The sequence below is a fragment of the Arthrobacter luteolus NBRC 107841 genome, from assembly GCF_001552075.1.
Taxonomy (GTDB): Bacteria; Actinomycetota; Actinomycetes; order Actinomycetales; family Micrococcaceae; genus Arthrobacter_B; species Arthrobacter_B luteolus.
On record NZ_BCQM01000004.1, the window covers coordinates 203,227 to 215,719 of the forward strand.

The 12,493-nt window shown below is 68.3% G+C and carries 10 protein-coding genes; 1 reads left to right on the plus strand and 9 read right to left on the minus strand.

Going from position 1 to position 12,493, the window contains the following annotated elements; translation table 11 throughout:
* Positions 1-15 precede the first annotated feature (15 nt).
* The 9 genes from AL3_RS09580 to AL3_RS09620 all read right to left on the minus strand — a co-directional run bounded on the left by AL3_RS09580 (position 16) and on the right by AL3_RS09620 (position 10,971).
* Positions 16-1,767, minus strand: a complete 1,752-nt coding sequence (locus AL3_RS09580; RefSeq protein ID WP_066299911.1) for an FAD-dependent oxidoreductase — start codon at positions 1,765-1,767, stop codon at positions 16-18.
* Between the two features lie 59 nt (positions 1,768-1,826).
* Positions 1,827-2,669 (minus strand): aldo/keto reductase, encoded by an 843-nt coding sequence (locus AL3_RS09585; RefSeq protein ID WP_066300229.1) that lies wholly within the window; start codon positions 2,667-2,669, stop codon positions 1,827-1,829.
* A 14-nt stretch (positions 2,670-2,683) separates the two neighbouring features.
* Positions 2,684-3,517 (minus strand): sugar phosphate isomerase/epimerase family protein, encoded by an 834-nt coding sequence (locus AL3_RS09590; protein WP_066299913.1) that lies wholly within the window; start codon positions 3,515-3,517, stop codon positions 2,684-2,686.
* Positions 3,514-5,613 carry an oxidoreductase gene (locus AL3_RS09595; protein ID WP_066299915.1) on the minus strand — a complete coding sequence of 700 codons (2,100 nt, stop codon included), beginning with the start codon at positions 5,611-5,613 and terminating at the stop codon, positions 3,514-3,516. The genes AL3_RS09590 and AL3_RS09595 overlap by 4 nt, the downstream gene beginning before the upstream one ends.
* A 25-nt stretch (positions 5,614-5,638) precedes the next feature.
* Positions 5,639-6,805 (minus strand): Gfo/Idh/MocA family protein, encoded by a 1,167-nt coding sequence (locus tag AL3_RS09600; protein WP_246168650.1) that lies wholly within the window; start codon positions 6,803-6,805, stop codon positions 5,639-5,641.
* 77 nt (positions 6,806-6,882) lie between these two features.
* Positions 6,883-8,265, minus strand: a complete 1,383-nt coding sequence (locus AL3_RS09605; RefSeq protein WP_066299918.1) for an MFS transporter — start codon at positions 8,263-8,265, stop codon at positions 6,883-6,885.
* Positions 8,266-8,439: 174 nt separating this feature from the next.
* Positions 8,440-9,243, minus strand: coding sequence for an IclR family transcriptional regulator (locus tag AL3_RS09610; RefSeq protein WP_066299920.1), 804 nt, complete (start codon positions 9,241-9,243; stop codon positions 8,440-8,442).
* 46 nt (positions 9,244-9,289) lie between these two features.
* On the minus strand, positions 9,290-10,075 hold the full coding sequence (locus tag AL3_RS09615) for an SDR family NAD(P)-dependent oxidoreductase (protein WP_083521630.1): 786 nt from the start codon (positions 10,073-10,075) through the stop codon (positions 9,290-9,292).
* Positions 10,072-10,971 (minus strand): fumarylacetoacetate hydrolase family protein, encoded by a 900-nt coding sequence (locus AL3_RS09620; protein WP_066299922.1) that lies wholly within the window; start codon positions 10,969-10,971, stop codon positions 10,072-10,074. Before AL3_RS09620 ends, AL3_RS09615 begins: the two co-directional genes overlap by 4 nt.
* Before the next feature lie 199 nt (positions 10,972-11,170).
* Between AL3_RS09620 and AL3_RS09625 the strand changes: the two genes are divergently transcribed.
* Entirely contained in the window at positions 11,171-12,493 is a 1,323-nt protein-coding gene (locus AL3_RS09625; protein ID WP_066299924.1) for an enolase C-terminal domain-like protein, read from the plus strand.

Below are 12,493 nucleotides of genomic sequence, written 5' to 3' on the forward strand. Positions count from 1 at the left end.
TGCCGACGGTGCGGACTAAATCGCAGGCACAGCGCCGGCGGCGTCCTCGTAGGCCGTGACCCCGGCTGCGTCGCGCGCCGCCACATAGCCGAAGGTCAGAGCCGGGCCCAGGTTGATTCCGCCGGCCGGGTAATGGCCGCCCATCACGCTGGCCTGGTCATTGCCCACGGCATACAGCCCTCCGATGGGTGTGCCGGCGGCGTTGAGGACCCGGGCGCGGGAATCAACGTCAATCCCGGCAAAGGTTCCGAAGCTGCCGGGAACTACCTTGACGGCGTAGAACGGGCCCTTCTCGAGCGGGGCCAGTGACGGGTTGGGGGAGGTTTTCGGATCGCCGCCGTAGCGGTTGAAGCTGGTCTCCCCGCGGTCGAAGTCCGGATCGGCGCCGCGCCGTGCATGCTCGTTGAACCGGGCAACGGTGTCCTTGAGGCCCTGCGGATCGATTCCGCAGTTCCGGGCCAGTTCCTCCAGGGTCCGGCCCTTCTTCAGGTAGCCGGAGCGCAGGTAGGGGAACAGCGGCACGGGCAGCGGCTTGGCCATGCCGAGCGGATACCGGCGGACAAACCGGGCGTCCGCGATCTGCCAGGAGGCAACCTCTTCACCTTCGGGGGTGGCTTCGAAGAGCGCGGCAACGTAGTCGTAGTACCCGTTCGCCTCATTGACGAACCGCTTGCCGTCCCGCCGTACGCCGATGCTGCCGGGTTTCGCCCGGTCCATGATGTGCGGGAAAACCCCCTCGCGGCCGCTGGCGTAGGGGACCAGGGACACCGGGCACCAGGCAGCGGGTGAAGCCAGATCGGTTTTGAACTGCGCTCCCGCCGCCTCGGCCAGGGTGAGGCCGTCGCCGGTTACCTCCTTCGGGGCCAGCGTCCAATGCTCGGTGCCGGTGGGAGTTTTGGGGAACAGCTTTCGACGCCGCTCGACGTCCTGCGGGAACCCGCCGGTGGCTAGCACGACTCCGCGCCTGGCCGTGATCACATACCGGCCGTCCGGGCCTTCCACTTCGGCTCCGGTCACGGCTCCCGCGGCGTCGGTGAGCAGCCGCCGCGCCGGGGTCGAGATCCGGATCTCGACCCCCAGATCGTCTGCGGATTTCATCAGCCGGCCGGTCAGTGCGGTGCCGTTGACCAGCTGCATGTTCCGGCGGTGGACCAGCAGGTCGAAGACATGCGGGACAAACCGCTTGGCTGCGTGCAGCAAACCGCTGATGCTGCCCTGGGACGCGCCGAGGAACTTCGTCAGGTCCGGTCCGGCCATGATGCCCATGCCCAGGAAGGACGTTTCGTACAGCTGGTGGCGCATCTTGGCCCGCACCTCGGGCCGGATGCGGCGCGCGTTGATCGGGGCGGGGCCCACGGAACGGTGCCCGGTGCCGGCGCCCGGCGTTTTCCCGTAGATGTCGTTGATTTTGGCGCCGGGAGTGAACTGCAGGCTGGTTTTCTGTTCGAAGAAGCCCACCATGTGCGGCACGGCCTCCAGGAACGCGTCCACGCGGCCGGCGTCGTAGTTGCCACCCAGCCGGTGGCGCAGATAGGTGCGGAACTGTTCGCGGTCCTCGTCCACGCCATCAGCCTTGGCCAGCGGGTTGCCGGGCGTCCAGGCCCACCCTCCGGACCAGGAGGTGGCCCCGCCGCAGACCGCGGCTTTTTCCACCACGGCGACTTTCAGCCCGTGGTAGGCGGCGGTGACAGCGGCGGAGAGGCCGCCGGCACCGGAACCGATCACAAGGACGTCGACGTCGAGGGGCTGGGCGGTGGTGGTGCTCATGGGTGTGGATCCATTTCGGTGGTTCGGTAGTTCGGTGTGGATGGGGTGCAGCGGCGGGGTTAGTGGCCGTACTCGTCGGCGTCCAGGCGCGGGCCCGCCCCGGTGTCCAGGGCGTCGATGGCGGCACGCTCGCTGTCAGTGAGGACAAAGTCGAAGATGTCCAGGTTTTCGCGCTGGCGGGCGTCGCTGGCTGATTTCGGGACTGCAATGCGGCCGGAGTCAAGATGCCAGCGAAGGACCACCTGGGCGGGCGTCTTGCCGTAGCCGGCAGCGGGTCCCGTGACGGCCGGGTGGTCGAGGAAGGCACCGGCCCGGCCCAGCGGGCTGTACGCCCCGGTGGCGATACCGAGGGCGTTATGGTGCTCCAGCTGGCCCCGCTGCAGGTGGTGGGGATCCACCTGGATCTGGTTAACCGCCGGCTTCAGCCCCTCGGCGGCGACACGGTCCAGGTGTGCGGGCTTGAAGTTGGAGACTCCCCAGGCGCGCAGGAGCCCTTCGTCCACCAGATCCTGCAGGCCAGCGCAGGTTTCGAGGTAGCGGTCCAGCGCGGGATTGGGCCAGTGAATAAGGAAAAGGTCCAGATAGACAAGCCCCAGCCGCTTCAGCGCTTCGCCGTACACGGTTCGGACGGCGGTGCGGGAGTGGCCGGCGAGGCTGAGTTTGCTGGTGACCCAGAGCTCGGCCCGGTCAATCCCTGCGCGGCGGATTCCTTCGCCGACCGCTTCCTCGTTGCCGTATTTCTCCGCGGTGTCCACATGGCGGTACCCGTTGGAGATACTGCGGGCGACGGCGTCTGCGGCCTCCCGGCCCACCAGCGGCCACGTACCCAGGCCAATCAGCGGGATCACTGCTCCCGGTGCGATTTCGAGCTGCTTTTTCGGGGCGGTGCTGGAGTATGTCATGTCTGAGCCGGCTCTCACAGTTCGGGCGCCGCGGGCAGGGCAGCGGCTTTTTCGAGTACATCTACGGCGGCGGCCCGCAGCTGTTGTGCCCAGGCCAGTTCGCCGATCCGGGCCACGGTGCTGTCAGAGGGGGTCTCCACGCTCACCGGCACGCCGGCCGGCAGCGAAGCCACGAGCTCGGCCAGGCGAAAGCCGCCGCTGCCGGGCACTGCGCGTTCGGACCGGGATTCGGTGACCAGGCCAGGCCTGTCCGCCGGCCGCTGCACCGGTCCGTCGCACAGCTGAAGCAGCGGAACCAGATCCGCATTCTGCGAAATTTGCTCCGGAGTTCCGTCGAAACGCCGCACATGCAGGGCGTCCACGACGATCCGGCAGCCGGCGTACCGGGCAAGTCCGGCCGCCGCCGGGATGGAGTTCACCGCCTGGTAGGAGATGGGCTCCAAAGTCGGCATGATGCCGTACGCCCGGCCGTCCGCGGTCATCTGCGCCAGCGTGTCGGCGAGCCGGGACCGGTCAGGATCGCTGGCCGCGACGGTGAGCGACGAGGCACCCAGTGCCTGTCCCGCTTCCATCATGGCCAGCCAGGCGGCGCGCTGATCGCTGCCGTCCAGCAGCAGGAACTCGATGTCGTGGACCCGGACACCGGTGTCCGCCATCCGGGCGAGTGTCTCGGCCAGCAGGGGGGATCCGGGCTGGACGTTGAAGGGCTGCTCGGCGGCGGTCACCGGGCGTACCCGGGCGCCGATGAAATCAAATCCTGCCGCTGCGGCCAGGGACACCAGCTCCGGCGGGGAGGACTGCAGCAGGGACAGCTGGGCAATGCCGAGCTGGCGGCGTGCGGCGCTCATCGGGCAGCCTCCAGCGGAACCACGGCGGCCGGCGCTGAGGCAGGGCCGCCGAGCGCGGGCGTGGCACCGGAAGCTGGATCGGCACCGGCGAGGTAGGCAGCGGCCCGCTGGCCGGCGTCAAAGCCGCTCTTGATGGCGTTGGAAGCGATGGCCGGCAACTGGTCCACCACTGTGCCGGCCAGGGTGACCGGCACTCCGGCGGCCTGGCTGAGCGCGGCCTCGCGTCCCTCGGGGCTGATAGCCGGGCTGAGCGGGAGCACGGAGCGGGAGACCAGAAGCTCGCCCGGGGCGTCCAGCCACTCCTCACCGTGGGGACCAACAATCCGGAGCCGTCCATCGGCAAATTCGGCGATCCGGGAATCCAGCCGGATCCGCACCGCCGGATTGGCCTGGAGCCGCGGGGCCGCGAGGATCTTGGCCCGGCGTCCCGCCTCAGGTGCAATCACCTCCTGCGGACCAACCAGCAGCACCGCGGTGCCGCGGTCCGCCAGGCTGTCAGCGACACTCATGGCCACCGAGTCCGTGCCCCAGATCGTGAGGGCCGCGGGGGCGGGTTCGGTGCCGTCGAGGATGCCCTGGTGGGCCTGCAGCCAGGCACGGACGTCGGAGACCAGGGGGCCGCCGGCTCCGGCGAAACTCTGCTCCGGCCGGATCCCGCCGGTGGCGAGGACAATGGTGTCCGCTTGATGTTCGACGGCGAGCCGGTCCAGACGGGCCGTGTCCACGGCGGTGCCGAGCTGAATCTGGATACCGAGGCGCTGATTCTCCTCGGCGGCCCAGCTGGTGAAGCGGTGGAAGTCCGGCGTGGATTTCATGAGCTCGGCCTGGGCAAAGTCGCCGCCCAGCCGGGTGCCGGCGTCGAGCACCGTGACCCGGGCACCGGCGCAGGCAAGTTCGCGGGCCGCCGTCAGGCCGGCAGGGCCGGCGCCAACGACGACGGCGCGGGAACCGGGCCGCACCACGGGCGTCGGAACGGGAGTCCGGGACCGGCCGACGGCCGGGTTGACGGTGCAGGTGACCTGCCCGATGCCGAGATTGTCGATGCAGACGTTGCAGGCGATGCAGGGGCGGTAGCGGCTGCCGTGCAGGACGGCGGGAACAAAGTCCGGGTCGGCGTGTACGGCCCGGCCGAGCGAGACGAAGTCGCACAAGCCGTCCCGCAGCACGGCGTCGATGATTTCCGGGGAGTTCAACCGGCCAGCCAGGCCCAGCGGGAGGCCGTAGCGGCGGTACTCCCGGGCGTAGCTGCCCAGGACCCCGGGCGCCCATTCGCCGGACTGCACAATCCATTCCCCGGCCTCGTAGCTGCCGGCGGAGAGGTCGATGAAGTCCAGGGCGTCAGTGTTGACCCGGTCCAGAACGGAGAGCTGGCCAGCGGCATCAAGTCCGCCCTCGACGCCTTCCACGACGGAAATACGGATCCCGACGACGGCCTGCGGAACCCGGGCGCGGATTTCGTCGATGACCAGGTTCACGAACGCCTCACCGGCACCGAACTCGTCCCGGCGCCAATTGGTGCGGGGAGACATGAACTGGTGGACCAGGTAGCCGTGGCCGCCGTGGATATTGATGATGTCGAAACCGGCCTCAACGGCCCGGCGCGCTGCCTCCCCGTACGCGGCGGCCAGTTCACGGACCTCCTCCGTGGTCAGCTCGCGGGGCAGTTCGCCGCCGGCAACGCCGCAGGCAGACGGTGACGGCGCCACGTTCTTGAATCCCGTGACTTCGGCCTGTGCGGTGCGGCCGCCATGGTTGATTTCGACGGCGGCCAGGGCGCCCTCCGCATGGACGGCGTCGGTGAAGATCTTCATACCGGGAACGGTGCGGTCGGTGTGCAGGCCCAGCTGATGGGTGCGCCCCTTGCCGTCAGCGCGGACGTACGTTGCTTCGGTCGTCACGATTCCGAGCCCCGCCCTGGCCCGGGTGACCAGGTAGTCCAGGTACTGTTCGGTCATCCGGCCGTCGGTGGTTCCGTAGTTGCGCTCCATCGGCGAGGAGGCGAGCCGGTTCCGCAGCACCACCGGGGTGCGTCCGCTGCGGCCGAGTTCGAGCGGTTGCCGGGCATGGGCTGAGCCGCCTTGGGGTGTGTGGTTCACGTGGTTCTCCTTGGAAGAGGCGCGGCTAGCCGGCCGCCGCGGCGGAGGCGGCCAGAGCTGCGGCGCGGGCGACGACGGTTCCGGGGGCCGTGGGACCATCCGCCGGGAACGGTGCGAAGCGGACCGGCAGGCCGGTGCGCGCTGATTCATAGACCGCGAGCAGGATCCGGAGGGCATTGTTGGCGTCCCGGCCGGTGATTGCCGGGTCGTTGCCGCCAGCCAGGGCCTCGACAAAATCGCGGATCTGGCTGGTGTGGTGCGGAATGAGCTGGGCATTGATGGAGGTCAGGTCAACGTTTGCCTCGGCATCGCTGGGGTGCACGGGGGTGGTCTCCACGGTGCCGCCGGCGGCCATGAGGGTGACCCTGCCGTCGGTTCCCTCGGGGAACTCACTGAGCTCGGCGGTGGCCCCGGTGGAGCCGGTGATGCGGATCTGGACGCCCAGTGAGGGAGAGGCAGCCGTGGAGGCCGACAGGGTGGCGATGGCACCGGAGGTGAACTTCAGGACGGCGGTGGCGGAGTCTTCCACTTCAATATGCTCGCCGTGTTTGAAGGTATTGATCGCGCCGTAAACCTCGGCGACGCCGCCCATGTACCACTGGAGGAGGTCGATGTAGTGGATTGCCTGGGTCATCAGCACACCGCCGCCGTCGGTCTGCCAGGTACCCCGCCAGGCATCCGCCGAATAGTAGCTGGGATCGCGGTGCAGCAGCACGGAAACGTGTCCGATCACGGGCGTTCCCAGGGTTCCGTCGTCGATCATGGTGCGGACGCGCTGCGCCGCCGGCCAGAAGCGGCGCTGGAAGAGGACACCGAGCTTGACGCCCGCGGCGCTGCACGCAGCCACCATGCGTTCAGCGGAGGCGAGGTCAACTGCGATGGGTTTCTCGCACAGGACATGCACGCCGGCTTCGGCCGCCTCGAGGACCACGGCTTCGTGGGTGGGATGCGGGGTGCAGACCGAGACGATGTCGAGTCCGAGGGCCAGCAGCGCCGCGACGGAGTCGACGGCGTTCGGTACCGCCCAGGCGGCAGCCGTCGCCTGGGCGCGGCCAAGGTCCGTGTCACAGACGCCGACGACTTCTGCCGCGTCCAGTGCCGCGAAGGCCTCGAGATGGTTGCGGCTGATCATGCCGCAGCCAACGATGCCGACGCGCAGCCGGCGCTGGGGGACAGGGAGCTGGTGGTTCACGGGGAAATGCCTTTCGCAAAGGAGCGTGGGGTGGCTTGGGAGGGGGAAGCTGGCGGGGCCAGGGGAGGGGGGCGCGGCTAGGAATTTCCAGCCGGCTGGGGGTTGCCCAGTTCCTTGAGCGGAGTGAAGGCGGTCTCCCGGGCCGTGGCGATGGCGATGCTGGAGATCGCCACGCAGGTTACGGCGAACACGGCCACCGGCACCCAGCCGTTGACGCCGTCGCCGGCCAGAAGGGTGGCAATAGCCGGGGCGAACCCGGTGAGGACCAGGCCGAACTGGTTGCCGATCGCCATGCCCGAGTAGCGGACCGGCGCGGCGAACATTTCGGGGAAGAAGACCGTCCAGACGCCGTTCCAGCAGGAATAGAACAGGGACATGTTCAGGAAGCCGAACAGGAAGATCAAGCCAACGTTCTGGTCGCTGATGGCCCAGAAGTATCCGAAGATGGTGATCGAACAGCCCACGGCGCCGGTCAGCAGAACGGGTTTGCGGCCAAAGCGGTCAGAGAGCATACCGGCCAGGGGGATGGTGAACATGGAGAGTCCTACGGTCACCGCATTAATGGTCAGCATCACCGCACGGTCCAGGCCAACCTGGGGGCCGGTCGCGTACGCCAGGGCATAGACCGTGAAGATCGTCTGCATCACGGAGTAGAGGCTGATGACAACGATCCGCAGGACGTCCCGCCACTGGGTGCGGAGCACAATCGCGGCGGGCGTGCTGGGTTTGGAGGCCTTCTCCTTCGCCGCCTCTTCCTTGACCTCTTCAAAGGCCGGGGTTTCATCGAGATGGGTCCGGACCCAGTACGCAACGGCCAGGACGACCACGGAAAGCCAGAACGGAATGCGCCAGCCCCAGCTCATCAGGGCCTCTTCGGGAAGGGATGCGATGGGAATGAAAACGATGGTGGACAGCACCATGCCGGAGGCGTAGCCGGTCATCACGAAGGAGGTGAAGAAGCCGCGGCGGCCTTCGGGCGAGTGCTCAACTGTCAGGGTTGAGGCACCGGCGGCTTCAGCCCCGGCGGAGAATCCCTGGGCGAGACGGCCGATGACCAGCAGGATGGTGGCCCACCAGCCAACCTGTTCGTAGGTCGGGAGGAAACCAATCATGAGCGAGGCGACCCCCATGATGACCAGGGTGATCATGAGGGCCTTCTTGCGGCCGACCCGGTCGCCGACGTGGCTCATCACGATGCCGCCCAGCGGGCGGGCGAGGTATCCGACGCCGAACGTTGCCATCGAGCCCAGCAGGGCGATAACAGGATCGCTTCCGGGGAAAAACAGCTTGTTGAAGACCAGCGCGGCGGCGGTGCCGTAGATGAAGAAGTCGTAGTACTCGAGTGTGGAACCGAGGAATGAGGCCAGCGCAGCCTTGCGGGGTGTCTGGCGCCCCGCGGAATCCGCCGGGCTCTCCGACGGCGGCGTTGCCGTTGCGGTGCTGGGGCCGTTGTGGGCCATGGTGTCTCCTGTCGGGCAGGGCAGGCCAAGGGCATGCCGTGCTAAGCGGGGGGCCGCAGCCGATGGCTGCGGAATTGAAAGGGGGACCTGGATCACAACGCTATGGGACCTGGGTCACAACGCTTAAATCTTGCCCGTTCAATGGGAACGGGGCTGGCGGGCCGCGCTGCTGGGCTAGGCCCGGGCCGTCCGCAGCCAGGGCCGGGAACCATAGGGGCGGCGTTCTGCGCCCATGGTGCGGGAGAGTGTTCGCCCGGCGGCGACCAGCACCGGAATGATGAGCTCCGGGGCGTCTTCGGACAGCGGCGTGACGACGCTGACTGCCCCGATGACCTTATTGGCGGGCCCCAGGACCGGCACGGCATAGGAAACATTGTCTGCGACCAGGACCCCGGCCAGCCGGGCGAAGCCGCGTTCCCGGATCAGCGCGAGATGCGCCCGGATCCTGGCAGGGTCGGTCTCTGTGGCGGCGGTGGTCTGTTCCAGCTCAGTGGAGAGCATCCGGTTCTGGACGTCGAGGGGCGCGTGGGCCATCATGGCCAGGCCCGGCGACGTGTTGTGCGCGTCCAGCCGGCCCGCGACCTCGGAGAGGATGACGGCGCTGCCGTGCTGGTCCAGGCGCTCAACGTAGAGCACCGTGAAGTTCTCGAAGCGGGGAACGGCCAGGGAGACATGCTGGCGCACAGCGGCATGGATGCCTTCCAGGACCGGCAGCCCCCGCCGGCGGAATTCCTCGACGGGGTTGGACCGGGCTGCCAGTTCCCACATCTTGGCACCGACGCCGAAACGTCCGTCCTTGTCCCGTTCCAGCAGGCCGGCGGCCAGCAGATCGCTGGCCAGCCTGTGGGCAGTACTGCCGGGAAGACCGGTGGAGCGGGAAAGCTCACTCATGGTCAGCAGCGGAGCGTCCTTGCTGAACGCACTGAGGATCTTGACGACACGGTCGATCACCGATTCGCCCGACTCTGAGTTCGCCACGGTGCCGGTCCCTTTCCCTCCGTACGCCAGGGACCAGCCTAGCGGTTCAGGCCGGGGCGGCCGCCGGATCCGGGGTGGCCGCCGGGCGCAGCCGCAGCCCCTGCATCCCGCCGTCGACCGCCAGGGACGTTCCCGCCGTCGAGCCGGACAATGGGCTGGCCAGATAGGCGACGGCGCCGGCCACCTCATCGGCAGAGACCAGCCGGCCGTGCGGCTGGCGGGCGTCCAGTGCTGCCCGTTCCGCCGCTGGATCGGCGGCGGCATCCAGCAGCCGGCCGACCCACGGAGTGTCGGCGGTACCCGGATTGACCGCGTTGACGCGGATGCCTTCGCGCAGGTGGTCGGCCGCCATGGCCAGCGTCAGTGACAGCACTGCGCCTTTGGTCGCGCTGTAGAGGGCCCGCTCCGGCAGCCCTGCCGTTGCGGCGATCGAGGACGTATTGACGATCACCGCCGCGGAGGAACGCCGCAGCCAGGGCAGTGCGGCCCGGGACACCCGCACCATGCCCAGCACATTCACGTCCCAGACCCGGTTCCATTCCTCATCGGTGTTGGCCTCGACCGTGCCCTGTGCACCGATTCCCGCGTTGTTGATCACCACGTCCAGCCCGCCGAGCGCCTCCGCGGCCTGCGCGACGGCGGCGCGCACCGAGGCGTCATCGCTGACATCACAGCGGATCCCCAGATGCGGGCTGCTTCCCGGCGCCGGCGGGTTGAGGTCCAGGACGGCGACCTTGGCCCCGAGGCCGGCCAGCCGGCCGGCGACCGCTGCTCCGAGCCCGGAGGCTCCTCCCGTGACGATGGCGGCCAGGCCGGTCATTTCCCCGCTCATTGGGTATCTCCTGTCTGTGGGTGGTGGCCCGGGACGGCAGCGAAGAACTCCTGCCGCTGGGTTCCCAGGCCGTCGATTTCCAGTTCTGCCAGGTCCCCGGCCGCCAGGTAGGGAAACCGTCCGGACAGCGCCACACCCTCCGGGGTGCCGGTCAGGATCAGGTCGCCCGGCTCCAGCAGCATGTACTGGCTTACGTGGTGGACCAGGACGGCAGGGTCGAAGAGCATGTCCGACGTTTTGGAATCCTGCCGCACCTGGCCGTTGATCCGGCTGCGGATGCCCAGTGCCGACGGGTCCAGCTCATCGGCGGGTACCAGCCACGGGCCCACCGGGGTTGAGGCCGGCAGGGATTTTCCCTTGGTCCACTGGCCGGCGTCGCCGGGAATCTGATAGGCGCGCTCTGAGAGGTCGTTGGCCACCGTGTACCCGGCGATGACCCCGGCGGCGTCCTGCGGCGAGGCGAGGTAAACGGTCGGGCGGCCGATCACGATTCCCAGTTCCACCTCCCAGTCGTATTTCCGGGCGCCCGGGGGGATGGGGGCGGGATCGTAGGGCCCGGCGATGGTGTTGGCCGGTTTGAGGAACACCACCGGGATGCGCGGTGGTTCGGCACCGGACTCGGCAGCATGGGCGGCGTAGTTCATGCCGATGCAGATGATGGAGCCGGGCCGGGCGATCGGTGCCCCGATCCGCAGGTTTCCGGGATCCGCAAGCTCCGGGAGGGTGCCGGCAGCCAGGGCGCGGCGGGTGGCTTCGATTCCGCCCGCGGCGAGGAATGCGCCGTCGACGTCCGCAGTCAGCGGGTCCAGGTCATAGGTTCGCTCGATGCCGCCGGAGTCGGCCGCCAGGACGGCCGGGCGCTCACTGCCAGCGGGACCTAACCGTACAAACTTCATTGCTGTGTCCTTGCCTCGTTGCCGTTACGGAGCCCCGCAGGCAACCGAGCTCAACGGCACCATACGGAGTGAACATCCGAACTATCTGGGGTTCTGGGTCCAGAGTCTACGGGAAAATCAATGATTGACAACATAGACATCCGATGTTTAGGGTCGGTGAAGCGTCAACCAGTTACCACCGAACACGGGAGAGCCGAACGTGAGCACCATTACCGCCGTCGAGACCAGCGACGTCCGCTTTCCGACCTCCGTGGAGCTGGACGGATCGGACGCCATGAACCCCGATCCCGACTATTCCGCTGCCTATCTGGTGATCCGGACTGACAGCTCCGACGGACTGGAGGGGCACGGCTTTGTGTTCACCATCGGGCGCGGCAACGAGGTGGAGGCGGCCGCAATCCAGGCCCTCGCCGGCCACCTGCTGGGGCAGAACTGCGAGGAACTGCTCGCGGATATGGGCGGCACCTGGAAGATGATGGTCCACGATTCGCAGCTGCGCTGGCTGGGACCTGAAAAGGGCGTGATGCACATGGCCATCGGCGCTGTGGTGAATGCTCTCTGGGACCTCAAGGCCAAGCGGGCAGGCCTTCCCCTGTGGCAGCTCCTGGCGCGGATGAGCCCGGAGGAAATTGTTGCCCTGGTGGATTTCCGCTATCTCAGCGACGCACTCACCCCGGAGGAAGCGCTGGCCATCCTGCACCGGGCGGCACCCGGCCGGCAGGAGCGGGAAACCACGCTCCTGGCCGAGGGATACCCCGGTTACACCACCACGCCGGGTTGGCTGGGCTACTCGGACGAACGGTTGATCCGGCTTTCCGGTGAGGCCGTCCAGGACGGCTTCGGGCAGATCAAGCTCAAGGTCGGTGCGGACCTCGACGACGACATCCGCCGGCTCCGCGCTGCCCGGGCCGCCGTGGGGCCCGATGTCCGGATCGCAGTGGACGCGAACCAGCGCTGGGACGTGGACACCGCCGTCGACTGGATCCGGCAGCTGGCCCCCTTCGATTTGGCCTGGGTGGAAGAACCCACCAGCCCGGACGACGTCCTGGGCCACGCAGCCATCGCCCGGGCCATCGCCCCGGTCCGGGTGGCCACCGGCGAGCACGTGGCCAACCGGGTGGTCTTCAAGCAGATGCTGCAGGCCGGATCGCTGCAGGTCCTGCAGATCGACGCCGCCCGCGTGGCCGGGGTCAATGAGAACGTTGCCATCCTGCTCCTGGCCGCTAAATTCGGGGTCCCGGTCTGCCCGCATGCCGGCGGGGTCGGGCTCTGCGAAGCGGTGCAGCACCTGTCCATGTTCGACTTCGTGGCCGTCTCCGGAGAGAAGGAAGACCGGGTCATTGAGTATGTGGACCACCTCCACGAGCACTTTGTGACGCCCGTCGATGTCCGCGAAGGCCGGTACTGGGCCCCGCTTGCTCCCGGCGGCGGGTCCCAGATGCTCGCAGCGACGCTGCAAACGTACGCTTTTCCGGACGGACCGGCCTGGACCGCCGGAATCGAACAGGAGATGGCGCACTGA

What these genes read in the sequence shown, in the direction of transcription:
- AL3_RS09585 (WP_066300229.1), bottom strand. Translation starts at nt 2,669, where the DNA reads ATGACATACTCCAGCACCGCCCCGAAAAAGCAGCTCGAAATCGCACCG.
- AL3_RS09620 (WP_066299922.1), bottom strand. Translation starts at nt 10,971, where the DNA reads ATGAAGTTTGTACGGTTAGGTCCCGCTGGCAGTGAGCGCCCGGCCGTC.
- AL3_RS09605 (WP_066299918.1), bottom strand. Translation starts at nt 8,265, where the DNA reads ATGGCCCACAACGGCCCCAGCACCGCAACGGCAACGCCGCCGTCGGAG.
- AL3_RS09590 (WP_066299913.1), bottom strand. Translation starts at nt 3,517, where the DNA reads ATGAGCGCCGCACGCCGCCAGCTCGGCATTGCCCAGCTGTCCCTGCTG.
- AL3_RS09615 (WP_083521630.1), bottom strand. Translation starts at nt 10,075, where the DNA reads ATGAGCGGGGAAATGACCGGCCTGGCCGCCATCGTCACGGGAGGAGCC.
- AL3_RS09580 (WP_066299911.1), bottom strand. Translation starts at nt 1,767, where the DNA reads ATGAGCACCACCACCGCCCAGCCCCTCGACGTCGACGTCCTTGTGATC.